This is a genomic window from Salinispora pacifica CNR114, from assembly GCF_000514775.1.
Taxonomy (GTDB): Bacteria; Actinomycetota; Actinomycetes; order Mycobacteriales; family Micromonosporaceae; genus Micromonospora; species Micromonospora pacifica.
Genome location: NZ_AZWO01000014.1, coordinates 80346 through 105666, shown reverse-complemented (window position 1 = coordinate 105666; position 25321 = coordinate 80346). Strand labels below are relative to the sequence as shown.

20 protein-coding genes and 1 pseudogene are annotated in these 25321 nt (G+C 68.2%); 12 read left to right on the top strand and 9 right to left on the bottom strand.

What is annotated here, in order from left to right:
• Nucleotides 1–79: 79 nt before the first annotated feature.
• Complete coding sequence (locus B118_RS0110570; RefSeq protein ID WP_027645924.1) at nucleotides 80–715, top strand: hypothetical protein; 636 nt, start codon at nucleotides 80–82, stop codon at nucleotides 713–715.
• 5 nt (nucleotides 716–720) lie between these two features.
• On the opposite strand, the gene B118_RS0110565 is transcribed toward B118_RS0110570, so the two are convergent.
• The 5 genes from B118_RS0110565 to B118_RS0110545 all read right to left on the bottom strand — a co-directional run bounded on the left by B118_RS0110565 (nucleotide 721) and on the right by B118_RS0110545 (nucleotide 5989).
• Complete coding sequence (locus tag B118_RS0110565) at nucleotides 721–2226, bottom strand: dynamin family protein (RefSeq protein WP_028192746.1); 1506 nt, start codon at nucleotides 2224–2226, stop codon at nucleotides 721–723.
• On the bottom strand, nucleotides 2223–4034 hold the full coding sequence (locus B118_RS0110560) for a dynamin family protein (RefSeq protein WP_027645922.1): 1812 nt from the start codon (nucleotides 4032–4034) through the stop codon (nucleotides 2223–2225). The genes B118_RS0110565 and B118_RS0110560 overlap by 4 nt, the downstream gene beginning before the upstream one ends.
• A gap of 103 nt (nucleotides 4035–4137) precedes the next feature.
• The gene (locus B118_RS0110555; RefSeq protein ID WP_026270449.1) at nucleotides 4138–4761 is read right to left on the bottom strand and encodes a Rieske (2Fe-2S) protein; all 624 of its coding nucleotides are present in this window, start codon (nucleotides 4759–4761) and stop codon (nucleotides 4138–4140) included.
• Entirely contained in the window at nucleotides 4758–5354 is a 597-nt protein-coding gene (locus tag B118_RS0110550) for a DUF6529 family protein (RefSeq protein ID WP_027645921.1), read from the bottom strand. Before B118_RS0110550 ends, B118_RS0110555 begins: the two co-directional genes overlap by 4 nt.
• Nucleotides 5351–5989: a hypothetical protein gene (locus tag B118_RS0110545; RefSeq protein ID WP_027645920.1), complete on the bottom strand. Its 639-nt coding sequence runs from the start codon at nucleotides 5987–5989 to the stop codon at nucleotides 5351–5353. Before B118_RS0110545 ends, B118_RS0110550 begins: the two co-directional genes overlap by 4 nt.
• A 217-nt stretch (nucleotides 5990–6206) precedes the next feature.
• Between B118_RS0110545 and B118_RS0110540 the strand changes: the two genes are divergently transcribed.
• From B118_RS0110540 to B118_RS0110495, 10 genes are all read left to right on the top strand, one after another.
• Nucleotides 6207–7817 (top strand): adenylate/guanylate cyclase domain-containing protein, encoded by a 1611-nt coding sequence (locus tag B118_RS0110540; RefSeq protein ID WP_196230321.1) that lies wholly within the window; start codon nucleotides 6207–6209, stop codon nucleotides 7815–7817.
• Entirely contained in the window at nucleotides 7814–8485 is a 672-nt protein-coding gene (locus B118_RS0110535) for a Crp/Fnr family transcriptional regulator (protein WP_018828390.1), read from the top strand. Before B118_RS0110540 ends, B118_RS0110535 begins: the two co-directional genes overlap by 4 nt.
• A 440-nt stretch (nucleotides 8486–8925) precedes the next feature.
• Nucleotides 8926–10518 (top strand): GGDEF domain-containing protein, encoded by a 1593-nt coding sequence (locus B118_RS0110530; RefSeq protein ID WP_018810233.1) that lies wholly within the window; start codon nucleotides 8926–8928, stop codon nucleotides 10516–10518.
• Between the two features lie 98 nt (nucleotides 10519–10616).
• Nucleotides 10617–12575 (top strand): Na+/H+ antiporter NhaA, encoded by a 1959-nt coding sequence (gene nhaA, locus B118_RS0110525; protein WP_028192745.1) that lies wholly within the window; start codon nucleotides 10617–10619, stop codon nucleotides 12573–12575.
• A gap of 109 nt (nucleotides 12576–12684) precedes the next feature.
• Nucleotides 12685–12990 carry a hypothetical protein gene (locus tag B118_RS0110520; protein WP_018725485.1) on the top strand — a complete coding sequence of 102 codons (306 nt, stop codon included), beginning with the start codon at nucleotides 12685–12687 and terminating at the stop codon, nucleotides 12988–12990.
• A gap of 193 nt (nucleotides 12991–13183) precedes the next feature.
• Nucleotides 13184–14635: a glucose-6-phosphate dehydrogenase gene (locus B118_RS0110515; RefSeq protein WP_018220365.1), complete on the top strand. Its 1452-nt coding sequence runs from the start codon at nucleotides 13184–13186 to the stop codon at nucleotides 14633–14635.
• Between the two features lie 124 nt (nucleotides 14636–14759).
• Complete coding sequence (locus B118_RS0110510) at nucleotides 14760–16292, top strand: ABC transporter substrate-binding protein (protein WP_028192744.1); 1533 nt, start codon at nucleotides 14760–14762, stop codon at nucleotides 16290–16292.
• 50 nt (nucleotides 16293–16342) lie between these two features.
• Nucleotides 16343–17287 carry an ABC transporter permease gene (locus B118_RS0110505; protein WP_018220363.1) on the top strand — a complete coding sequence of 315 codons (945 nt, stop codon included), beginning with the start codon at nucleotides 16343–16345 and terminating at the stop codon, nucleotides 17285–17287.
• Entirely contained in the window at nucleotides 17284–18165 is an 882-nt protein-coding gene (locus B118_RS0110500) for an ABC transporter permease (protein WP_018828394.1), read from the top strand. The genes B118_RS0110505 and B118_RS0110500 overlap by 4 nt, the downstream gene beginning before the upstream one ends.
• The gene (locus tag B118_RS0110495; RefSeq protein WP_018828395.1) at nucleotides 18162–19151 is read left to right on the top strand and encodes an ABC transporter ATP-binding protein; all 990 of its coding nucleotides are present in this window, start codon (nucleotides 18162–18164) and stop codon (nucleotides 19149–19151) included. Before B118_RS0110500 ends, B118_RS0110495 begins: the two co-directional genes overlap by 4 nt.
• A gap of 29 nt (nucleotides 19152–19180) precedes the next feature.
• Here the strand turns inward: B118_RS0110495 and B118_RS0110490 are convergent, their stop codons facing one another.
• Nucleotides 19181–20419, bottom strand: a complete 1239-nt coding sequence (locus tag B118_RS0110490) for an IS110 family RNA-guided transposase (RefSeq protein ID WP_028192743.1) — start codon at nucleotides 20417–20419, stop codon at nucleotides 19181–19183.
• Between the two features lie 248 nt (nucleotides 20420–20667).
• On the opposite strand from B118_RS0110490, the gene B118_RS0110485 reads away from it, so the two are divergent.
• Entirely contained in the window at nucleotides 20668–21690 is a 1023-nt protein-coding gene (locus tag B118_RS0110485; protein ID WP_028192742.1) for an ABC transporter ATP-binding protein, read from the top strand.
• A gap of 266 nt (nucleotides 21691–21956) precedes the next feature.
• Here the strand turns inward: B118_RS0110485 and B118_RS30185 are convergent.
• From B118_RS30185 to B118_RS29540, 3 genes and pseudogenes are all read right to left on the bottom strand, one after another.
• Nucleotides 21957–22049 (bottom strand): annotated as a pseudogene (locus B118_RS30185) (prevent-host-death family protein); the annotation flags it as partial.
• Between the two features lie 160 nt (nucleotides 22050–22209).
• Nucleotides 22210–22704: a hypothetical protein gene (locus tag B118_RS29545; RefSeq protein ID WP_050592803.1), complete on the bottom strand. Its 495-nt coding sequence runs from the start codon at nucleotides 22702–22704 to the stop codon at nucleotides 22210–22212.
• Between the two features lie 1609 nt (nucleotides 22705–24313).
• Entirely contained in the window at nucleotides 24314–24718 is a 405-nt protein-coding gene (locus tag B118_RS29540; RefSeq protein ID WP_238323897.1) for an SCO4402 family protein, read from the bottom strand.
• Between the last annotated feature and the right edge of the window lie 603 nt (nucleotides 24719–25321).

Below are 25321 nucleotides of genomic sequence, written 5' to 3'. Positions count from 1 at the left end.
CGCCATCCGCGACGATTAGGGGGTCGATCGGGGATCTCCCCGCTGCGGTATCGGTGGCACGATCCCTACCGTGGGTGACATGGATTCGGGCAGACTTCTCGACGCGCTCGGTGACCTCGCCGGCAACGAGAACGCCCGGCAGGAGTACGCCTCCGACCCGGACGCCTTCATCGGTGTCCACGGCCACCCTGGACTGCCCGCCGACCTCGTCAACGAGGCGGTTTCCCACTACGCCGACGTGGCGGACCCGGCTCTTGCGGAACACATCGCCCCGACAGTCATGGCTCACCGCGGCTTCGGCGACACGAACACGACTGGGGGCTCTGGTCTGGACCTGTTGGCTACCGCACCGACTGTCGACGGCGGTGATCCGATGGCGGACCTGGACGGCGATCCCGCTGCCGGGTCCAGCGATCCGATTACGGCGCACTCCGGAAGGAACGATGCTGTCGAAGGTGAGCCGTGGTCCGAGCCGGGCAGCGACCCGGATGCCTCCCCCGACCTGGCCTTCGGTCTCGGTGCGCAGGTGAGTGCCGGGGAGGAACACGACCACGGCCTGGACACCGACCCGGTGGGCGTGGCAGTGATTGTTACGGCACCCCTCGCGGATATCGGCGGGGCCGGCCAATCGGTGCACGAACTGGCCAGGGTCGACGGCGCCCAGCAACCAGACGAGCCGTGGCTGGGCGACGAATTCGACGGTGACAGTGTCTGACCGGTTCATTCGCCCCGGCCGCCGCCGGTCAGGGCGGCAAGCATCCCCTCGCAGGAGCGGACGGCGATCCGGCCGGCAATCGCCATCTCACGGCTGGTCATCGGGCTTTCGCTCCGGATCTGCCAACGTTCGAGCGCGGCGTGGACCGCCGACGTCAGTTCCTGCGGCGACGCGTCCGGCTCCAGACCCACCCGGACGTGCGGCGCAACACCCTGACCGCCGATGAGCCGCTCCAAGTCGTCAATGACGGCGGGCTTGCCGGTGACCCAGCCAGCCCGCACCGAGGTCAGCACCCGCAGCTCGCTGAAGGGGTGCGCGCCAGCCAAGATCTCCTCCACCTCGGCCGCGGTCGCCTCGCTACCCGGTGCGGGGCGGGTGCGGGTGAGGGCGTCAATGGCCAGCAGTGCCGATCGGCTCTTGAGCACGTCGCGCCGTGCGAAGAACAGTGAGTTGAGCACCGCCCTGAGCTCGACCAGGCCACTTCGCTCCGACAGCTCCCGGGCCAGCTCGGCGGCGGTCCGCGCCACTCGTTGTCGGACTATCGCCGCCGCCAGTCGTAGGCCGTAGAGGCCGAACCGCTCCAGCAGCACGTCTCGCTCGATCAGGGGCAGCCCCAGTTCCGGCATCGATTCTCGGAACCGGTCGGCGGACAGCAGCAGCGCCTCGACATCGCGGGGCGCCAGCTTCGCGATGCGTCGCAGCCGCTCCATCTCGGCCTCGGTGAGCGTCGCCGCAGTCTCGGCCAACAAGCCGGCAACGGGTACGACGGTCTGCACCATCCGTCGGATTCTCGGGTCCATTGTCAGGTGTGCGGCAATGCGTTGCGCCGACGCCATCGAATCGATCCGGCCGACCCCGATCTCATCGGCGCGGGACAGGACACCGACAGCATTTATCGGATTGGGCTGAGACACCTCACTGTCCCGAAAAGCCTTGAGAAATTCCATATCGGAGGCGTGCACGTGCCGCATGAGATAGAGCACCGCGTCGGTTGGCATCGCTTCCTCCGCCGCGCCGTCGGCGGCGAGCAGTTCCCAGGACCGTCGGGACACCCGATCGGTCAGGGATCCGATGCCGGGGGTGTCGACCAGCGTGGTGGTTCTCAGGGCCTGCGAGGGCCAGGTCACGGTGAGGTGGTCGATCTCCTCCGGTGCCCGGCCAGCGAGGTCGATCTCGATGGCGCCGTCGTCACGGCTGAACCGCAGTTGCGCTGGAGGTTGGTCAGCGACGTGCGCGGTGACCCGGTAGGTGTGGCCGTCGGCGTACCAGGTCACGACGCGGGTGCACTCGCCCGTGTCGGTCGGCGCCAGTCGTTCTCCGACCAGGGCGTTGAGCAGCGTCGACTTGCCGGCCTTCACCCGGCCGGCGATGGCCACCCGCAGCGGCTCGTCGAGGCGGTCGCGGATCGCGGTCAGCTGCGGCTCGTCCGCTGTGCCACGATAGACACCTATCGCGCGGTTCAGCGCCGCGCGGGTGCGGTCCAGCAGGTTCGTGGGGATCGGCCTGGTCATGCCGTACCCTCCGTGATCGCACCGGCCAGCTGCCGCACCTTCGCCAGTCGAGCCAGCTCCGCATCGAGGTCCCGCAGGCGGGCCGCCCGGTTGGTCTTGGTGGTCTTTGCCGCGTCGGTGGCGGCCCTCAGCGCCTCGGCGGTGGACTTGTTGAGATCCTCGGCCAGGGCGGCATAGTGGTCGCGCAGCTGTCGCTGGATTCGGCGCAGCGTGTCCCGGGAGTCCTTTCCGACGACGAAGTTGACCTCGTCGCAGTAGCGCCGCACCGAGTTCTTCGCCTGGTTGCGCCGGTTCTGCAGCTGGCGCTTCTTTTCGTCGCGCAGACCCTTGTGACCCATGATGAGCCCGATGCCGAGCCCGATCGGTCCCAGGCCCAGTCCCAGCAGGCTGCCGAGCATCGTGAACATCAGACCGCCGGTGTACGCGTTCTTCAATGCCACCATGGCCTGCTTTCCGACCTTCATCTTGGTCAGGTCGAGATCCTTGTGCTCGCCGGCCTGGGCCGTCAGCCGGCTCGGGTCGTGGACGGCGAGCTGTTCGAGCGCCGTTCCGGATGCCTTCCGGAAGTGGTCGGCAACCTCCCAGCTGAGTTCCTCAGCGCGGTCGCGCAGCATGGTGTAGTTCGCCAGGGCCTCGGCGGCGATTCGCGACTGTAGCCATGTCTCCACCGAGTCCCACGAGTCGGCCGGGTCGATGTCGGCGATCATGTCGTCCGAGTCCTCGACCACCTGTCGTATCCGGCTGCGCAAATCATGATCGACATCCGCGGTCAGGTCGAGAATTCCGTCATTGAGCGTCTGGCTCCACCGGGCCGCGGCGCCTCGCAGGGCTTCGGTCTGGGCTCGGGTGGCGGCGAGGTCGTCGATGATTTGTTGGGCGGCATCCGGGTCAGCCAGCGTCGCCCGTTCGGCCCGGAACTGGGCGCTGATCTGATCCATCGCATTCGCGACGTCCGCGGCGCACTCGGCCGCCAGACGCTTCGCCGCCGACGCGCCAACCCGGTCGGCGACAAACGTGACCAGGTCCCCGAAGCCGGACTCGCGGTTGAGGTCCTTGTCTCCGACAGCTACCGCACGGGACCGCAGCGTCGAGGACACCGCCATTATCGGGAAGTCGGTGCCGACGTGCCGCTGGTTGAGGTCGCGGACCCTGCGCCAGGCCGGATAGAAGTCGGTCTTCGTCATGACGCAGATGACGGTGGGACACAACTCCCGCACCCGGTACAGGACGTCGACCTCGGTGCGGGTCAGCTCCTGCGACGCGTCCGTGACGAAGACGACCGCGTTGGCCATCGAGGTCGCCGCCAGGCTGGCCGTCGCGTGGGCGGAGTTGAGGCCACCCACGCCGGGCGTGTCGACCAGGACCAGGCCACCGGCGAGCAGCCTGCGGGGCAGGCTCACCTCGATCGCGCGTGGCGGCGTGGAACCAGACCCGGCATCGGTCTCCACCACGTGTCCGCGGATGTCCTCCACTGCGATCGGTTCCCGTGCCGGCGGTTCACCCTCGCGCAGCAACACCGCGGCCACCTGTTCGCCATAGCGCACCTGGGTGGGAACCGCGGTGGCAGGACCGTCGTTAACCGGGCACAGATCAGTGCCGACCAGCGCGTTCACCAGGGAGCTCTTCCCCTTCTTGAACTCGCCGACCACCACCACGTGCACGTCGGTGGCGTACAGGCGGCGCCGGGCCTGCCGCAGCCGGGTGGCGAGGTCTGCGCGTTGGTAAGCCTCACAGGCACGCAGGGCGTGGTCCACCAGTTGCGCTGTCCGTTCGATCACGCCCGTCGCTGCCGTCTCCGATGCCGTCATCGTCGTGCTCTCCTCGTGCCCCCAGGCGCCTGCCAAAACGGCAGGCGCCCTGGGTGGCGCCCGCCCGAATCAGGGATCTGCACGGCCCGCAGTGCGCAGCTCATCAGGCCAGGCGAATGTCGCTGCCCTCGACGACGAGGTCACGTGGGTCGAGGCTGCGCGGAGCTGGCCCGCCCACCACGGAGCCGTCGGCCACCGAGAACCTGCTGCCGTGGCAAGGACAGTTGATCGTCCCGTCGGACACCTCGGCCACGGTGCAGCCCTGGTGCGTACAGGTCGCCGAGAATCCCTTGAACGTGCCCTCCTGCGGTTGGGTGATGACCACGCCGGCGTCGGCGAGGATCATGCCGCCGCCGACCGGGACTTCGGCTGCCTGTGTCAGCACCTGCCCACCGCTGGCCGCGTCCGGCGCGTCGCCGCCCGCTGCTGTGCCGTCACCACCACCGGTGTTCCCGCCGCCATTCGTGGCCGGCGCGGAGTTGCCGTAGGTGGCACAACCGCTCAGGATGACCGCCCCGGTCGCGCCCACCCCGGCCAGCCACCGTCGCCGCGATGTGCATCCTCCTGGTCGCCCGCGGTTTTGACCGTCGGGTAGGTCGGGGCAGGTGGTCACTTCTGGGCCCAGGCCGTCGGGGCCGTGCACCTTGCTGCCGACCTCGGTTGCCGGCCGGGCGTTTCCGGCCAATTCGCCACCGGGCCTGCCGGCGGCCGTCCTCGATTCGCTCACAGCGTGACTCCGATCGTGGTGAAGTACCAGAACGATGACGTAAACCACAGCGCGATCAGGGCGGTGAACACGGTGCCGCCCAGCACCGGCAGGGCCCAACCAGGCAGGCCCGGCTTCGGTAGGGCGAGCATCTTGACCGTGAAGGCGCCGAAGAAGAAGCAGCCGAGCAGCCCGTGCGCCACGACGCGCAGGTCGTAGGTGGCGAAACCGAGCGCGTACAGGCAGTGGATCGCCACGGGGACAGCGAGCAGGAACGCCAGTCGCCCCGACCAACGATGTACGAGTGCGGCCCAACTGGGAGCCAGTGAGCCGAGTTTGCCCCACATCGACAGCGCGGACAGCAGCTGAGTCACCGCGAGCACGGCCACGCCGGTGGCGAGCCACACCTTGACTGTCTGTGGACTGGAGAAGCCGCCCACGTTCACCGCGACACCGGTTGGCTCGTGCAGACCGCCGTAGACCCCGAGGGTCACCGCGACCGTGGCGCCGATCAGGAACGGGACACCGAGCAGCGTCAGCTGGCTGGTGCCGCCAGTGCGCCCCGCGCCCTCGTCGACGGTGCGGTCCGTCGTAATCTCGTTGCGGGTGGTCACGACAACTCCCTGGGGCGGGTCGGGGTGAGCACATCGCCGTCGACGGTGACCCGGCCGGTGGCGGTGTCCAGTGGTGGCGCGGGTTGGGCGATTCCGTCCACAGTGACCAGGCCGACCTGGGTGCCGTCGGCGAGCACGATCCACCCGCCGTCGACCTGCGCGCCGCGCACCGTCGCGGCGGCCCGGTAGAGGCCGGACGGCGCTGTGACCGCTGTCACGGTGAACGGTAGGACCTGGTCGTCGATCTTGATTTGGCCGCTGGCCTGTCCCTCGCCGAACGTGCCGCTGAGCGTCTCGCCGGCACGGCCAGCCAGGTCGAGTCGTCCGCCCGCGGCGGTGCCCTGAAGCCACGCCTCGATCGCGGCACCGTCGCACAGGTAGGCCACCGCGACGCCGTCCTGTACCGAGATCGCGAGTGTGCCGGCGGTCAGTCGTCCTGCCCAGGTGGCGTTGATGGGTGTTTGGGTCGGGGATGGCGATGGTGCGGCGGATGCTCCCGCGACGGCGGTGGCGGTGGGGGCGGCGGCCGGGACTGGTGGCTCGTCGTTCCCACCGGTGGCGTGCACGCTGAGCGCGAGCACAACCGCGCCGAGCGTGACGCCGCCGAGCAGTGTTAACAGCGGAGTGGGTTTCACGCTGGGTAGTCAACGCTCGTTCGGCGCGCCAGTCTGCGTACTAGTACCCATAGCCGTCGGGTGGTGGGTGTTGTGGGGCACGTATGGTGAGCGTGTGTGGCGACAGCTGACCGGGTCTCCCGTTTCGTTGGCTCGGCGGTGGCGTCGTCCGCGGCCGGCTCGTCGTCGAGGCCGCCAGGTTGCGGTGCCGGTGCGGGCTCTGGTCTGGGTGTTTCACATGGCGCTGCCGCTTCTGGGGTTGTGGCTGCTGGTGGCGCGTCCGCAGGCTGATGTGCACTGGCATGACCCGTTGGGTCATTTCTATTTGATCGTTGCGGTGGCGCTGGTGAACCTGGTGCTCGGCGTCATGGTCAGCGCGGCGGCGCATCGGCGGCATGACGCGCGACTGTTCCTCGTGTCATTGGCGTTTGTGGCCAGCGCCGGGTTTTTTGTGTTGCACGGGTTGGCCACGCCGCAGGTGCTGGTGGAGCATCCGAATCTCGGGTTCGAGTTGGCGCAACCGGTGGGGCTGGCTTTCGCCGCCGTGTTCGCGGTGGCCTCGTCGCTGCCGTTGGATGGCCGGCGGGGCGCGGCGATCCTACGCGCGCGGCATGTCTTCTGGGGTGAGCTGGCGGTGATCCTCGCCCTGTGGGGCGTGGTGTCGTTGCTGGATATGCCGCCGTTGTCGGATCGGCCGGACCCGGCGGTGGAGGACGCGTGGCTAGCCTGGTTGGCGCCCGTGTCGGTGGCGTTGCTGTTGGTCGCCGCGGTGCGGTACTTCCTGCTGTATCGGCGTCAGCCGTCGGCGATGTTGATCAGTGTGATCACGGCGTTCGTGTTGCTCGCTGAGGCGATGGTGACGGTGGTGCTGGCCGACAAGTGGGCGTTGTCGTGGTGGCAGTGGCATGTGCTGCTGGCGTTGGCGTTCGGGTTTGTCGGCTACAGCGCGTTTGTCCAGTACCGTCGTGAGGGTTCGTCTGCCGGCTTGTTCGACGGGTTGGCGTTGGACCAGACCATCCGGGCGGTTCGGGCCGAGTACAGTGCGGCGTTGGAGGAACTGGTATCCGCGCTCGCCGAGCGGGAACGTGACGGTACCGGTGACATCGGCCCGGTCGCGGCCGGGTTGGGGGAGCGGTTCGGGCTGACCGAGCGGCAGACCGCGGTGCTGGAACGCGCCGCACAGGCGTTGTCGGCGGAGCGGGAGGTCAGCCGCCGGCTGGGTACCCTGTTTCGGCACTACCTGTCGCCGGATGTCGCGGCCGCGTTGATCGCCGACCCGGACCAGGCGGCGTTGGGTGGCTCGGTTGTCGAGGTGACGGCCCTCTTCGCCGACCTGCGTGGGTTCACCACGTTTTCTGAGGCGGCCGAACCCGCGGAGATCGTGGCCATGCTCAACCGCTACCACGGGGTAGCGGTTCCCTGCATCCTCGACAACGGCGGCACCGTGGTGCAGTTCGTCGGCGACGCCCTACTGGCCCTGTTCAACGCCCCAGCCCGGCAGCCCGACCACGCGCTACGAGCGGTACGCGCGGCGACCCAGATGCGCCGCGCCGTGGACGAGATCGCCGCCGGCCACCCCGACTGGCCGCGGTTCCGCATCGGCGTGAACACCGGCCCGGCGCTGGTCGGTAACATCGGCAGTGACCAGCTACGCGGCTTCAACGCGATGGGCGACGCGGTCAACGTGGCCGCCCGACTGCAAACGATGGCCGACCCCGGCCAGATCGTCATCGGCGATTCCACGTGGCGAGCCACCCACACACAGGTCCCGGTCGAGCCACTCGGGGACCTCACCGTCAAGGGACGAACCGGCCTGGTCCGGGCCTACGCAGTACAGGTGCAGCAGTGAACGAATTCTGGAGCACCCTGACCAACGGCGAACGTGACGCCTTCCGCCAACGCGCCACCATCCGTCACTGGCAACGCGGCGACGTCCTCTTCCACGAAGGCGACCAATCAGGATGGGTCGCCGCCCTCGTAGCCGGCCGGGTCAAAGCCTCCTGCCACAGCGCCTCCGGCACCGAGATCCTGCTCGCGGTACGCGGGCCCGGAGCACTCCTCGGCGAGCTGTCCGCAGTAGACCGTCTACCACGCTCAGCAACCGTGCAGGCGCTGGACCCGGTCACCACACTCGTCATGTCACCGGCCGGATTCCAGGAGTACCTACAACAACAGGGCCGCGTCGCCTTCCAACTCATGCGGCTGCTCGCGGAACGGTTGCGTGACGCCGACCGCAAACGAATCGAGTTCGGCGTCCAGGACAGTACCGGCCGCGTGGCGGCTCGCCTGGTGGAACTGGCCGAACGGTTCGGCACCCCGGTGGACAACGGTATCCACGTCGCCGTCCGGCTGTCCCAGGACGAGCTGGCCGGCTGGATCGGCGCGTCACGGGAGGCCGTCACCAAGTCCCTGCGTGTGTTGCGTGACTCGGGCTGGGTGCGCACCAGTCGCCTTTCGGTCGTGGTGTTCGACCTCGACGCGTTGCGGCGGCGGGCGGCCGGGTGCGCGCCGGACTGATCCGCGTCTCAGGCGGCTGACTGACGGGTGCTACCGACCTGTCGCTGCACCTGGTCGGATGCCATGGAAGTCGCGGCCGTTGGGGTCGTCGGCCCAGGCGTACCTGGGTTCGTGGGCAGGGTGGCGCCAACGAGAGCAGCGGGTGCGGAAAGCCCGATCAGGGTGACGCTAACGCGGTGTTCGACCACGCGTACCCAAAGGATGACCTTGAGGTGGTGGTGCCGCCCGGGCTTGGCGGTCATGTTCGGCCGTGATGGGTTCTGCGGTCGAGGGACATCATCGGGCTGTCGTAAGCCGGCGCCGTCGGCGCTTTGTCGAGGCCAGGCACCAAGTGACGGGAATCCGACGTCGCTCGACCGCGAACCGGGCCGACGGGATCATGGTTGCGGTGCCAAAACGGGGTCGTTGCCGCTAGCATCGGGCTGTTCTGAGGAGACCGGATGGACGACGTCACCCTCCGGGCCCTGTGCCTCCTCGAGGAGGCACAGGCCGGCGGCGCGGCCCAGGTGCTGGTGGCCGCCGAGTCCGCGCTGCGGACACCGACCGGGGACATCTGCGACGGCCCAGCCGCGATGCACTTCGCGCGCGTTGTGGCGTTGACCCGACTGGGTGACCTGCGGGGCGCTGTCACCGCAGCCGACCTGATGCTGGCCGCCGCCGACCGCGAGCACAGCGTGGGATGGCGTTCGTGCGCGCTGTCGCTGCGCGCCATCCGGCGGCTGCGTCTCGGCGACCTGGACATCCGCGAGCACGACATCGTCGCGGTGCTCCGGGATCTGGTCACCGCGGAGACCGCTCTGCTCGCCGGCGAACCCGACCCCGTGATCGCGGGAAACGCCCACACCGGGATCGCAATCGGGTACGCGCAGCTGCGCCTGTACGAGCTGGCCGAGCCCCAGTTCCAGGCGGCGTACGAATCCACCCTTCAGGCGACGTACCCGGACAACGGCAACCGGGCGATGTGGCTGTGCAACCTCGCCGAAAGTAACCTGACGTGGGCCCTGGAGCTGTACCAGGTCGGCCAGGTGGCGGAGGCGGAGCAGCATCTCACGGCGGCCGAGGACTACGCGGTACGGGCGGCGGCGGAGGCCTCAGGGCCGAAGGCGGAGGTGTGGCGGCACCTGGGGTTACTCTTCGCGGCGTCCGCGCGTGCCGAAGGCCGGGATCCGACCGGCGCGGCCGATGACATCCCTCGGTGCATCGCCCAACTCCAGGCGTTCGGCGTGCCCGCGCAGCAGGCGGAGGTGCTGCTGTGCCGGCCTTTCCACGCGGTCGCGCTCAACCGCTCCGGTCGGCTGGACGAAGCCCTGCGCGTCATCGAGGAGGCCGTCGTCGACCTGTCATCCGACGTCGCCTGGCTGGTGTCGGCGGCGTTGCACCGGACACACGCGGTGTTGCTGGCCAAGAATGGTGCACGCGATGCCGGGCCGGGACTCACCTACGGCGACGCGCTCGCGGAGCTGCTGTGGCGCCAACGGCACCGCTGGCTGCACGCGGCGGTGTCGATGCAGTCGTACGACGTCCTGCGGTGGCAGCACGAGCAGGCCGAGCGGGCGGCACGGACCGATCCGCTGACCGGGGTGGCGAACCGGCGGGGCCTCGACAACTTCCTGCGGAAGCTGGCGGACCCGGGCACCGTCGACGACGACCGGGTCGCGGTGCTCACCCTGGACGTCGACTGTTTCAAGCGGATCAACGACTCGCAGGGGCACGCCGCTGGGGACGAGGTGCTGCGCGCGGTGGCGCAGGCGCTGACGACCAGCGTCCGCCGGGGCGACTTCGTGGCCCGGCTGGGCGGCGACGAGTTCGTCGCCATTCTCCCCGGTGCTGACTGCGCCGCCGCGGAACAGGTTGCCCGTCGGGCCGTCGCCGCCGTGCGCGGACTGACGCCGTGGCGGACGGGGGTCAGCGTCGGGGTCGCCAGTGGAGCCGCCCATTCACTCGGGATGTCGCTGGCTGATGCCGACCGCGCGATGTACGCCGCGAAGCGGGCCGGCGGCAACCAGGTGAGCTGCGGGCACGTCGCGACCTGAGCTCAGCGGCTTCGGCCGCGTCGGCACCCCGAGAACCCACGGGTGCGACGGCTGCCGATATCATGCCAGCCCGCGGTTCGGTGGGGGAGGATCTTCACGTGACGGGCGAAATTCCTCGTGGGCGGCGGTGGTCCGCCCGGAGCACCGGGGCCAGCCGGCGCAGTTCCCCACTGCGGGCGTTCCTGCACACCGAGACCGGCAGCGCGCGGGTGCTGCTGGCCGCCGCCGTGGTCGCCCTCGTGTGGGTGAACCTCGACGAGTCGTCGTACGAGTCGCTGTGGGGCACCACCTTCTCCGTCCAAGTCGGCAGCTGGCAGGTCGCACACGATCTGCGGTTCTGGGTCAACAGCGGACTAATGACGTTCTTCTTCCTGGTAATCGGCCTGGAGGTGCGGCGTGACTTCGATCTGGGCGAACTGCGGGAGCGGCGCCGGTTGATGCTGCCGCTGCTGGCGGGGATCGGCGGCATCCTGGCGCCGATCGCGATCTACCTGGCGTTCAACGCCGGGAAGCCGACGGCCATGGGCTGGGGCGTGGTGATGGCGACCGACACCGCGCTCGCGTTGGGCATGCTCGCCGTCCTCGGCCCCCGCTTCTCCGACCGGTTGCGGAACTTCCTGCTGACCGTCGCCGTCGTGGACGACCTGATCGTGATCGTGGTACTGGCGATCGCCTACCCGGAACACCCGTCGCCGACGGCGTTGTTCGTCGCGGTGGGCATCTTCGCGCTTGTCCTGCTCATCCGCGCGGCCGGTGTGCGGTGGGGGCCGGGGTACCTACTGCTGGGGGTGGCGGCGTGGCTGGCGGTGTCGGAGTCGGGGGTTGACCCCGTGGTGGTTGGTCTGGTGATGGGGCTACTCACCTTCGCCTACGTCCCGGCGCGCACCGAGCTACGGCAGGCGGCCGACCGGTTCCGGCTGTTCCGGGAGCAACCCAGCCCGCAACTGGCGAGTTCGGTGCGAGCGGGGCTCGCCGCGGCACTGTCCCCGAATGACCGGTTGCAACACATCTACCACCCCTGGGCCAGCTATCTGATCGTGCCGCTGTTCGCGCTGGCGAACGTCGGCGTGGTGGTCGACGGTGACCTTCTGGCTCGCGCGGTGACCTCCCCGGTTACCCTCGGCGTCCTCTTCGCCTACCTGGTCGGCAAGCCGGCCGGAATCGTGATCGCCTCGATGCTGGTGCCCCGGCTCAGCCAGAACCGATTCCGGGCACCGGTCGGCTGGGCCGCGATCATCGGAGTCGGCACCGTCTCCGGCATCGGGTTCACCATCGCGTTGCTGATCGCCACCCATGCCCTCCACGGACCCGCCCTCGAAGAGGCGAAGGTCGGCATTCTGGTGGCGACGGTCGGCGCCTCCCTCACCACCTGGTTGGTGTTCCGTTTCGCCGCCCGGCTTGCCCCGGCGCGGCGGTCCCGGGCGCTGCTGGGCGCCGCGGAGGGGATCATCGACCTGATGGTCCCGGTCGATCCGGATCGGGACCATGTCCGTGGTCCACGCGAGGCGCCGGTGACCGTCGTGGAGTACGCCGACTTCGAGTGCCCCTACTGCGGGCAGGCCGAACCGGCGGTCCGGGAACTGCTGGCCGACTTCTCCAGTATCCGGTACGTCTGGCGGCACCTACCCCTCACCGAGGTGCACCCCAACGCCCAGGTTGCCGCTGAGGCCGCCGAGGCAGCGGGAGAGCAGGGGGCCTTCTGGGAGATGCACGACCTGCTGCTGGCGAACCAGGGTGAGCTGCGCCCCGCCGACCTGCTCCGGTATGCCGAACGACTCGACCTTGATCTGGACCGGTTCCGGGAACACCTCGCCGATCGTCGCGGCGCTGCCCGGATCGCCGAGGATGTCGACTCGGCCGATCTGAGCGGCGTCTCCGGTACACCGAGCTTCTTCGTCAACGGTCGCCGACACCACGGCCCGTACGACATCGAGGCGCTCTCCGCGGCGGTCACGGCGGCGTTCGCCAGCACGCGGCTTCGCCCCGAGGACGGCCGGGAACCGGGCTACCAGCGCGGGGGTGAGCCGGAACGGCCGGACGCGGAACCGGGGAGCTGAGGTCCCGGCCCGGCGGAGCGACCGGGGTGGTTCCGCCGGCGTGGCGGATGCGGAGAGCGTGGGCGGGGCGGGAGAGGTTTCTGGTCGGCCCGTCGGGGAAGCCAGCGGTATGGCCGAAACCTTCGCGGATCAGGATCTGGCTACCCTGCGGTCCATCGCGCGTGGCGCCGGGATAGCGGACACCGAACGCATGCCGCACGATGAGTTGGTCGAGATGCTAAGCCGGGCCGGCTTGGCCGAACCGGACAGCGAGGCGGCCGAGCAGCCCACCCGGGATCCGGCCGGGCTCGCCGGCCTGCCCCGCAGTGACCTCACCCTGGGTGATGAGAGTACCGGTGGGCGGGCCGCTGAGGAGTCGATCGGTGCTCGGCCGGGGGAGTCGGGCACCGAGATCCCCGACCGCACCGAACGCTGACCGCCGACCACTGACCACGGGCACGCCGCCCCCGGGAGCCGAACCAGCGGGTTTGGCCGCGGGGGCGGCGCACGCTTGACCTCACCTCGTTACCCCCGGTCGAGCCGGAGGCCGGGAGGGCCTTGACGTGACTGGCGGGCGGTCCCCGCCGAACCAGGCCGTACCGACCGGTCCGGCAGGGCATGGTGGGGGTATGACGACCTCGCAGTCCGACCACGCTGGTCACCCCGCCGATCGGGGGGATCACCGCCCCCAGACGTTGCTCCTGCTGGGGGCGAGCGGTGATCTGGCCGACCGGCTGTTGCTGCCGGGCCTGGGGCGGCTGGTGGCCACCGGTCCCGGCGCCCGGTCGAATCTCACCCTGCTCGGCAGCGGCGCGGAGGACTGGGATGACGAGCGCTGGCGTCGCCGGGTGGCGGACGCCTTCGCCGCGGCGGGCGCGACCGGTCCCCGGGTCAAGGAACTCGTCCGCACCACCTGCTATCTGCCCGCCGACGTGACGAAGGAGAAGGATCTACGCCGGCTGTTGTCGAACTGTCACCACCAACTCGTGATCTTCTTCGCGTTGCCGCCGGCGATTACCGCCCAGGCCGCCGCCGCGCTAACCCGGATCGGCCTGCCACCGGGCACCCGGCTGATGTTGGAGAAGCCCTTCGGCACCGACGCTGTCTCGGCCCGCTCCCTCAATGAGGTGCTGGCCCGGCTGGTGCCGGAGGAGCAGGTCTATCGCATCGACCACTTCCTTGGCAAGTCCACGGTGATGAACATCCTCGGGCTGCGCTTCGCCAACCGGATCTTTGAACCGATGCTGAGCTCCGCGCACGTGGCCTGCGTGGACATTGTCTTTGACGAGACGCTGGGACTCGCCGGCCGGGCGGGCTACTACGACGGTGCCGGCGCGCTCATCGACATGGTGCAGAGTCACCTGCTCCAGGTTCTCGCGTTGATCGCGATGGACGCCCCGCCCACCCTCGATGCCCGGGACCTGCGGGGCCGGAAGGCGCAGGTGCTGCGGGCCACCCGGGTGTGGGCGGACGACCCGAAGACCTGGAGCCGTCGGGGTCGCTACGCGGCGGGGGAGCTCAACGGGAAACGGCTGGCCGGATACGCCGACGAGCCCGGTGTCGACCCGAGCCGGGGTACCGAGACGTTCGCCGAGGTGGTGCTCAGCGTCGACACCTGGCGCTGGGCCGGCGTGCCGTTCCGGCTGCGGACCGGTAAGGGGCTCGCGGCCCGCCGCAAGGAGGCCGTGGTCACGTTCAAGCAACCGCCCCGGGTGCCGTCCGGACTGATCGGGTACGACCAGCCCGACCGGCTACGGATCGGCTTCGGCCCGGACCGGCTCGGCCTCGACGTGAACATCAACGGCCCCGGGAACCCGTTGGAACTGGGCCAGGCACACCTGGTGGCCGACTTTGGCCCGGGGGGTCTGCCGCCGTACGGGGAGGTGCTCCGCGGCGCCTTCGACGGCGACCCCACGCTGTCGGTCCGGGGGGACACCGCCGAGGACTGCTGGCGGATCATCGCGCCGGTGCTCGACTGCTGGCGGGCGGGGGCGGTGCCGCTGCGGGAGTACCCGGCGGGTAGCTGGGGTCCGGAGGATTCCCTGCTGGACCCGGTTCCGGGGGTGGCGACCGACAGCTGACCACCGGTGTCGGGTAGGCATCCCCCCCAAATAGGCATTCACCCAAAATTTTTGACATGGTCCGGCTCGAGGGTGAGACTCACATGATCGTTCACTTTGCCGGGAAGAGTCCACAGGGGGGACCATGTCCAGCAAGAGATTCCGGGGGGCCGGTGTCGCGCTCGCCCTGACGTTCGGTCTGCTGGCGGGTTGCAGCGCCGGGGAGGGCGTCGCGGTCGACGGGGGGCAGACCGGCGCCGGTGGGATCCTCACCGCCGCGATCAGTGGGGAGCCGGACCAACTGGACCCACACCACACCTCGGCCTACCCCAGCTTCCAGGTCCTCGAGAATGTCTACGACACGCTCGTCGAGCCGGACGCGAACCTGGCGATGAAGCCGGCCCTGGCGACCGAGTGGACTACCAGCGATGACCAACTAACCTGGACGTTCACCATCCGTGAGGAGGTGACTTTCAGCGACGGATCCCCGCTGACGGCGGAGGACGTGGTCTACTCGTACAACCGAATCATCGACGAGGAGCTGAACGCCGCGTACCGGTTCGCCACCGTCGAGTCGGTGACGGCTCCGGATCCGGGCACTGTCGTCGTGCAGCTGACCGCGCCCACCCCGAACCTGCTCGCCAGCCTCGGTGGCTTCAAGGGGATGGCGATCGTCAAGAAGTCCAACGTGGAATCTGGGGCGGCGAAGACGGAGCCGATCGGTAGCGGCCCGTTCGCCGTCTCCTCCTACCGCGCCGGGGACAGCACCAAGCTGGTGCGCAACGACAACTACTGGGGCACGAAGCCCAAGCTGGACGGGGTGACCTTCACCTTCGTGCAGGACCCGACGGTGGCCCTGCAGAACCTGCGCGGCGGCGAGGTGCAGTGGACCGACAACCTGCCGCCGCAGCAGGTGTCGGCGCTTCGTGCGGACGACGACCTCGTCGTGCGCTCCGCGGCGTCGAGCGACTACTGGTACCTGGCTCTCAACCAGGCTCGCAAGCCCTACGACGATGTCAACGTGCGCCGGGCGATCGCCTTCGCGCTGGACCGGGCGGCGATCACCAAGGCCGCGAAGTTCGGGCTGGCGACGGTCAACCAGACCGCCATCCCGAAGGACAGTGCCTACTACTACGACTACACGCCGTACCAGCAGGACCTGGCCCAGGCGAAGAAGCTGCTGGCCGAGGCCGGCGGGACCGACCTGACCATGGATCTGATGGTCACCAACGAGTACCCGGAGACGGTGACCGCGGCGCAGGTCATCGCGGCGCAGCTCAAGGAGATCGGCATCACTGTCAAGATCCGTACGCTGGACTTCGCCCAGTGGCTCGACGAGCAGGGCAAGGGGAACTTCGACTCGTTCATGCTCGGGTGGCTGGGCAACATCGACCCCGACGAGTTCTACTACGCCCAGCACCACAGCGCCGGCACCTTCAACTTCCACGGATACCGCAACCCGGCCGTGGACAACCTGCTCGACCAGGCCCGGACCGAGACTGACCAGGCCGCGCGGAAGCAGCAGTACGAGCAGGCGGCCAAGCAGATCGTCGACGATGCCAGCTACCTCTACCTCTACAACCCGGATGTGGTGCAGGGCTGGTCGCCGCAGGTCAGCGGCTACGAGGTCCGCGCCGACCGGGCGATCCGGTTCCGTGACGTCGATCTTGCCCAGTGAGGTGGCGGGACCTTGCTGGTGATGCTCACTGAGTTGGCGGGTCACTCCGGGTGACCCGCTTCCTCCTGCGCCGGCTGCTCCAGTCCGGCATCGTCCTCCTCGGTGTGACGTTGGTGGTGTTCCTGCTGCTGCAACTCGTCCCCGGCGATCCGGTGCGGGTGGCGCTCGGCACCCGCTTCGACCCCGAGACGTACGAGGCGCTGCGCTCGCGGGCGGGACTGGACCAGCCGCTGCCGGTGCAGTACGCCAGCTACGTCGGGCAGGCGTTGACCGGTGATCTGGGGGTCAGCTTCCGCAGCGGTCGGCCGGTGACCGCGATCGTGCTGGAGCGACTGCCCGCGACGCTCTCCCTGGCGATCACCGCGGTCGTCTTCGCGCTTCTGGTCGCCTTCCCACTGGGGGTGCTCTCGGCCCTGCGGAGCGGCTCGGTGTTCGACCACGCCGCGCGGGTGTTCAGCCAGTTCGGGGTCTCGGTACCGGACTTCTGGATGGGCATCATGGGCATCCTGCTCTTCGCGGGGGTGCTGGGTTGGTTTCCGCCCTCGGGGTACGTGGCCCTCACCGAGGATCCCGTCGGCTGGGCGTCGCACGTCTTTCTCCCGGCGGTCACGATCGGCCTGGTCACCGCGTCGATCCTGACCAGGTTCATCCGATCCTCCGTGTTGGAGGTGCTCGCTGAGGACTATGTCCGCACCGCCGAGGCGAAGGGGCTGCCCACCCGCGTGGTGGTGGTGCGGCACGTCCTGCGGAATGCGCTGATCCCGGTGGTCACCGTCGTGGCGGTGCAACTGGCCAGCCTGCTCGGCGGCGTGATCGTGATCGAGGTGCTCTTCGCCTGGCCCGGGGTGGGCCGACTCACCTACGACGCGGTGCAGGCCCGGGACTATCCCGTGCTCCAGGGGGCGATCCTGCTCGTGGCGGCGCTGTTCCTGTTGGTCAACCTCCTGGTGGACCTCCTCTACGCCCGCCTCGATCCGAGGATTCGGGTGCGATGAGCGGAAACGGTGACTCGACGTCGCGCCGGGCACTGGTGGCGCTGGGCCGCGACCCGTTGGCCGTGACCGGCGGTGTGGTGCTCGTACTGCTGGTCGTGGCGGGCCTGGCCGGGTCCTGGCTGGCCCCCGCCGGCATCAACGAGGTGAACGTCGACCGGATGCTGCAGCCGCCCAGTTGGGCGCACCCCTTCGGCACCGACGAAATCGGTCGGGACGTACTCAGCCGGGTCTTGGTCGCCGCCCGCGTCTCGCTTGAGGTCGGTGCGGTCAGCGTGGGAATCGCCCTGCTGGTGGGTGTGACACTGGGGCTGTTCGCCGGCTACTACCAAGGGTGGCTGGACAACATCCTCATGCGGTGCATGGACGTGTTGTTCGCGTTCCCGGTCCTGCTGCTCGCGGTGGCCATCGTCGCGGTCCTGGGGCCGGGCCTGAGAACCGCCATGGTCGCGATCGGCGTGGTCTACACCCCGATTTTCGCCCGGGTTACCCGCGCCGGGGTGCTCTCCGTCCGCGAGCAGGTCTTCGTGCGGGCGGCAGTCGCCACCGGGGCGTCGGATCTGCGCATCATGCGGCGGCACGTGCTGCCCAACATCGCAGCTCCGCTGATCGTCCAGACGTCGCTCTCGCTGGCCTTCGCGATCCTGTCCGAGGCGGCGCTCTCCTTCCTCGGGCTGGGAGTGCCGCCGCCCGAGCCAGCCTGGGGCCGGATGCTCTACGACGGGCGCGGATTCGTCACCGAGGCGTGGTGGCTGGGCTTCTTCCCCGGTGCCGCGATCTTCCTCACCGTCCTGGCGTTCAACCTGGTCGGAGACGCGCTCCGCGACGTGCTCGACCCTCGCCAGCTCACCGTCAGCGAGGCGAGGAGGCACGCCGGATGACCGACGAAACCGTGCTCTCCGTCGCGGACCTGACCGTGACGATCGGTACCCGCCGGGGAGCGGCCCGCGCGGTCGCCGGCGTCGACTGGTCGGTCCGGGCCGGGCAGACGCTGGCCCTGGTGGGGGAGTCCGGCAGCGGCAAGAGCATGAGCGTGCTCGCCGCCACCGGGCTCGCCCCCCGCGCGGCCCGGGTCACCGGAGACGTCCGGCTACTCGGTACGGACCTCGCCGCGCTGTCGGCGGCACGTCGCCGGCGGATGCGGGGGCGTCACGTCGGGTTCGTCTTCCAAGACCCGATGACCTCGCTGAACCCGGTGCTGACCGTGGGCCGCCAGATCGGCGAGGCCAGCGAGGTCCACCTCGGCCTGACCCGGCGAGCCGCCCGGGCCCGCGCCATCGAGATGCTCGAACTCGTCGGCATCCCCTCCGCCGCCGACCGGGTGGACGCCTACCCGCACCAGCTCTCCGGTGGGATGCGCCAGCGCGCGGTGATCGCCATGGCTCTGGTCTGCGAGCCGGATCTGCTGATCGCCGACGAGCCCACCACTGCTCTGGATGTGACCACGCAGGCCCAGATCGTCGAGCTGGTCGCCGACCTGCAGCGGCGCCTCGGCACCGCGGTCGTCTGGATCAGCCACGACCTCGGCGTCGTCGCCGGGCTCGCCGACACGGTGGCTGTCATGTACGGCGGTCGCATCGTCGAGCAGGGGGCGGTGGACGCCGTCTTCGCCGAACCGGCGCACCCGTACACCGCCGCGCTGCTCGCGGCGCGGCCGGACCCGGACGCGAACGTCACCGAACTGGTCACCATCCCGGGGACGCCCCCCAGCCCGCTGGAGCTTCCCGAGGGGTGTGCGTTCTGGCCCCGCTGCTCGGTTCGGGGAGACAGTCGCTGCGAGCGGGAGTTGCCACCACTGGTGCCGGTATCGGCGGGGCACCAGGTCCGGACCTTCTATCCGCGCCAGCCCACCGGGGAGGACCGATGACATCCCCTGTGTCAACCTCTAGATCGAAGTCAGGCCGCGAGCTGCTGTTTGGTGTGGTGTTGGTTGCCGCCGTGCAGGGTCGGGTTGTAGGTGGTGTTGTCTTTCCAGCAGCGCCAGATGACGCGGACCCAGGCTCGGGCGAGGATGCGGGTGGCGTGGGGGTGGTCTTTGCCGCTGGCGCGTGCCCGGTTGTAGATGTCGGCGGCCCAGGGGCTGGCGTGGCGGCTGTTGTCGGCGAAGGTTGTGATCGCTTGGCGGAGGTGTTTGTTGCAGGCCCAGCGGAACGACACGCCGCGTTGTTTGCCGGACGCTTTGGTGACCGGGGTGATCCCGGCCAGCGCGGCGATGGCGTCGGGGTGCTCGAACGCGGCGCGGGCGTCGCCCCATTCGGCCAGGATTTGGGCGGCGTTGACGGTGCCGGCGCGGGGGAGGGACCGGAAGGTCTTCCCGTCGGGGTGGGTGTCCATCGTGGCGGCGATGACGCGGTCGAGGTTCTTGATCGCGGTGTTGAGCGCGTTGATGACGCCGATTTGGGCCAGCACTGCCGCGCGTACTCCCTCGCACAGGTCGGGGTCGGTGGTGCCGGCCGGCGCCGAGCGCAGGCGGGCCAGCAGGACCGCGGCGGGTTTCTTACCGGAGTAGCCCTGCTTGGTGCAGAACGCGGCGATCCGTGCCTCGGTCAACGAGGCCGCCGCCGCAGCGGTCGGGTACTTCGTGAGGAAGGCCAGCGCGATCGCCGAGGACAGGCTGGCGAAGATCGCCTTGGCGCCGGGCCAGTGCGTGTCCAGCAGCGCGGCGAGCTGGTTGACCGCGGCCACCCGGGCATCCACCAGGTCGTCCCGGGTCCGGGTCACCGTCCGCAGTGCCTTGGTGGATCCCGAGTACGGGACCGCTGGGCGCAGCCGGTGGATGCGTACTCGCAGGTAGTCGGCGATTACGTGCGCGTCGCCGGGATCGGACTTGGCGCCGGAGAGCACCTCGGCCTCACGCCAGGTCTTGATCGCGTTCGGTTTGACCGGCATCACCGGGTGCCCGGCTTCCAGCAGGGCGTCCACCAGGCGCCCGTCCGGACGCTCGATCGCCACCGGTATCGACTCGGTGCCGCTGAGCTTGGCCAGCCGGGCAGTCAGTCGGGCGAACCCGGCAGCGGTGTGTTCGACGGTGAACGCCGCGACCTTAGCGCCGGCCCGGTCCAGCACAGACACGGCGTGCTCGGTGGTGGCCCAGTCGACCCCGACGAAGAACAACGGCCCATCTTCCAGCGACAACCCCGTCGCCTTCCTACTCGCAGCACGAGGCAGGACCCAGGCGGAGGCGAAGGAACCGACGGTCGAGCGGTCACTAACCGGCGCTCTACGGCGCGTCCCTCTGTCATCGATCAACGGTTCCGGGGAAGCCGGGGGCGGCAGTGTCATCGAGGCCCGCGAAGGGCGACCGAAATAGGCCGTCACCCCGGCTTCCGCCTAGTTCCTACCACAAGCCCTATCCACGGGCCCGCACGGAAGAGGGTGCCCTAGTGACCGGGGAGAGCCTGGCCACCGACGCGCTCGCGGAGCTGACCGACCTGGCGGTGTGGTTCCCCACCCCGGCGGGGGTGGTCCACGCCGTGGACGGGGTGTCCCTCAAGGTACGCCGCGGCGAAACCGTCGGCCTGGTCGGTGAGTCCGGCAGCGGCAAGTCGACCACCGGGCTGGCGCTGCTGCGCCTGGTCGAGCCGACCGCCGGCACGGTCCAGGTGGCGGGGCAGGACGTGACCCGCTGGTCGCGGCGGCGGTTGCGCCGGCTGCGCCGCCGCGTCGCCATGGTGTTCCAGGATCCGCAGGCATCCCTCGACCCGCGGCACACCGTCGGGGCGAGTATCGCCGAGCCGTTGGCCGTGCACCGGCTCGCCGCCAGCGGCGCGGCCCGGCGGGACCGGGTAGCCGAACTGCTCGACCTGGTCGGCCTGCGTCGCGACCTCGCCGAACGGCACCCGCACGAACTCTCCGGCGGCCAGCGGCAGCGGGTGGGCATCGCCCGGGCGCTCGCCGGTGAGCCGGACCTGATCGTCCTCGACGAACCGATCGCCTCCCTGGACCTGAGTGTGCAGGCGCAGATCATGAATCTGCTCCGCGGGCTGCAGCGAGAGCTCGGGCTGACCTACCTCTTCATCGCGCACGATCTCGCCGCCGTCGAGCACATGAGCGATCGGGTGGCCGTGATGTACCTCGGCCGGATCGTGGAGAGCGGCACCCCGGCGCAGATCTGGCGGGAGCCCGCCCACCCCTACACCGCCGCTCTCCTGTCGGCGGTGCCGGTGGCCGACCCGCCGGTGCAGCGTAGTCGTCAGCGGATCATCCTGGCCGGTGATGTCCCGAGCCCGATCGACCCGCCCACCGGCTGCCGGTTTCGGACGCGGTGCCCGCAGGCCCGACCTGACTGCGCCCAGACCGACCCGGTGCTGGTCGAGATCGGCTCCGGGCACCAAGCGGCCTGTCTCTTCGCGGGCGAGGCGGTACGCGCGATGCGGGCGCAGCCCGTCAACGTCTTCTCGCCATGACCGCTGCAACCTGACGCGACAAGAAGGCCAGTGCACCCGATCCCGGGACAAGGCCGCCGGACCGAGATTGGCGACGACGTCTTTGCGGTGTCCAGCGGCGTGAATAGTCAACTAGTCGCCGTCGAGGCGTTAGGGGATCCGGCAGTCACCGACATGCAATCGAAGCCCGGACCCATCGCGTATCTCGGTCGAGCTCTGCGGTAGGGGTCGGAGAGCAGGCCGAGGACACGCTCAGAGCCATCCGAGCGACTCCAGAGCCCACGGCCCACGGGTCGCTCGTACTTAGTGATGACAACCGGCTCACCGGTGCGCTCAACCCCGTCCAGCACCCGACCCGCGCCATCACGGAACTCCCGCAACGTAATCCTCGTCACGCACCGCACCGAACCGCGCGGGACCGTGCGGCCGGAGAGGAAATGTCGCAGCCCCGAGGCCCCGGCGGAGCGAACCCGCCGCCGACGGAGCCACTGGGTTAAAAGCTGCTGCACCTAATCGATACAACGGTGACTCTTAGGTCCATCAAAAAGTTCCGAAGAACCGGTCCCACCAGCTCGGCTCTCCGGAACCGTGAAACTGCAGGAGAGTCGGTCCATCGTAGCGCTCTGTAAGAATTTCTTCCGGAATCGACAAATAGCCCGACCGGGCAAGTGCTTGCTCAGTCTTATCCAGATCAATCATATCAAACTTACCTTCAGTGCGCGCCTCATCCGTACCCAAAAAGACGCCGGGGTTATCGGCTGCCACCATGGCCAGTGGGCTAAATTTGCTGACCAAAACAACGATCCTCGTCCCGCATATCGTCGCCCTAGCTGGCACTTCGATTCGCCCATGCTGGGCGGAATCCTGGATACGTCGATCAATTTTGCACACTACCGAAAAGCGAGATTCAATCTGCAGTGCCAAGCGGTCGAATGAAGCTGCAGCCTTGGTCAAGCTATAATCGGCCGGCGCTTCTGGCGATTCGGGATCATCCAGGTAGCGTAACATTTCCATCAGACTTGCATCCCTCTCCATGATCCCTCCCGCCATCTTCCAAACACGCACGGGCGTGGTTCGCAGCGAGTATCGCCAGCAGCAGGCTCAGGGCGGGTGGCGCGAGGCCACGAAGCTACCCCACCGGCCCTCAAGGGCTAATGCGACCACCCTCCGGGCGGCCCTTGACCCAGAGACCTCTACAGCCCCTGCCGCCAACACCACCAGGCAGGCACCTGACGGCGCCAGCCCTGCCACCGCACCACCCGCCCATCAACAGTCCGAAACACGCTGGATTGACCGGTGGACGTGCATGGTACAGGATATCCGGCTCAAAATTGCTATACCGAATCGACCGTGGTGATCACCGCCCTCCGTGCGGCACGCACAACCACCATCATCGACGCGACCCGGATTGGGTAGGCGCGTTGCGGTCACATCGAAACCGCCAACACTAGGTCCCAGCCACCACCGAGCAGCAGCGTCATTCGGCGCGGCCGACTGATAGGCGGATTTGCCCACCACCGCCCGCCCAGCCGGTAGGCGTAGCCCCGGCAGGGCGCACCGACAGCTGCTGGGGTTCAGCCATCGGAACTGTTGTCGTGGCCGTCGTCGGGTTGGTCGACTTGAACGTGCGCTGGGATTCGAGGAAGTGGTGTTTCAGAACCGGACGTGGGAGTAAATGTTGACGCCGAAGCTCAGGGTGGACTACCGCCACTCCACGACTTCCCGGAGTTCACCTGTTACGAGGTCCGGCACGCCCCAATAGTCGCCCACCCTCGTTGAAAAAACCACTGTTAGCACACCGTTACTAACGAAGACAGCGTAATATCCCAGCCGCCACGACGATTCAGGGGTTACTGCTGGAGGTGCAAGGCGCAAGCGCTCCGTTCCGCTTGGTTCGAATACGATCGCATTGTCTAGTCGTCCACTATTAACAATAGGCTCTACAACGAGAACACTTAGGGGTTCCGACCAAACAGCGACACTACTCGGCGGACAAGGGAAGTTCTTTTCCACTCTGAGCCCATGGCAACGCCACGTCACATTGCAACCACCCTCGCTCCATTCAACATCTATCTCGGAACTCAAAATTTACCACCACCTTAGGGCGACAGCGCCACCGGAGCACCCACGGGGATGAGCCTGGCGAGGTCCGTGTAGTTGAGAATTTCAAGCTGGCTACCGCCACCGAGTAGAATACGTCCGGCACCAGGATCATACTGCGGTCCTACCATACTTTCCTGAATCCTGATGGGATCACCGCCGGGAATTCGATATCTCTGCGCCACGGAAACGTCCGGCTTCCAGTCGCTGCGGATCGCTAATTGATTCCTTGCGTATGCCTATTTGGAATATCGTCGAAGGTGCCGAAGCCGCCGGGACGGCTTGCCGGCTGCCCCTGAGACAGGACCATGTTGAACTCTTCGCCAGGCACGGCCTTCTGGAAAGAATCGGACCGACGTTCGGTGGTTCGCGTCCCGACTCAGGCAGAGCAGCCTGGCCGCAGTTATGTACAAGGATAGGCGTGGCATGGGCTACCATATAGTACGTGTGGGGTTTTCAGCCCGTCACGTAGTGTGACTTACGTGTTCATGGCGTTTCACCTGGCCTTTCGTGTGTAGCGCCAACTTGCATCGACGCAATCACGTTAACCATTAGCCCTCAGGGTTGAGAGCGCCGCACCTGCGGCATCCACGATCGCCGCCCAGCCCGGTGCCCGTAAATATTCCTCGTCGGAAAGATCTGTGCCCAATTCATCGAATAACGAATCGATTGCTTGGGCCAGACATCGCATCGCTTTGGCTTCCTTCTGAGATCTTAGGTAGGCGCCGATTGCGGCGTCCGGATCTTCCAGTACCTGCGTATCATCGTACAGAATGTGTATACGATGAGTGAACTCGTCATACTTGCCGGGAGGCAGTTCGCGTCGGATCCACGCAGACCACTGATACGCCGGGTCTGCCAGGGCTTTCACGGCCCGAACTATCTCATGCCGCATCTCGGGAAATCGAATTTCACTCATGGTCGATTCCAAGACGACCAGTTTTTCCACTCACTGAACGATGCGCGTTCGTGGGATCATCGTCGATGGAACCGTTGATCTGTTTACCATCTCGTCCAACCACCTTGCCATCAACTCGTACAATCACATGGTCGACCCGTTGACTCGGGAAGGGTGAGTTCGGGTTGCCTTGATCAATCCTAACTCCGTTGCCCTGATTCTTCGGATCCTGCCAGCGACGACCCACACCCTTTCTATTTGCCTTACTATCCCCCAAGCCTCCGGAAGCTTCCCCCCGGTATCCGGGCGCCAATCTGCACAGTTGTGTACAAGTACCGACGTGTTGCCGGCGAGCACATAGTACGTGTGACATTCTCACGGTCAGCACGGAGAGTGACTACGATGGCATGTCGTTGACCTGGACTTTCATCGACCGCAACCCTGTCGGCCCTCGGCACAGGACCTGGTTGACGGCAACAGTGACGGCAACACGGACAGACACCAGCGCACGCCACGGCAGGCCGAAGGTGCCAGGAGCGTCCCAGTTGGGCGTCCTCGACACCCTCTTCTTAGACAACTGGTCGAGCCGCAAACGACGACGTATGGGCGGCGCGAGCATACGAGGGGCGCCCCTCTGGCCCTAAGGGCGCTACG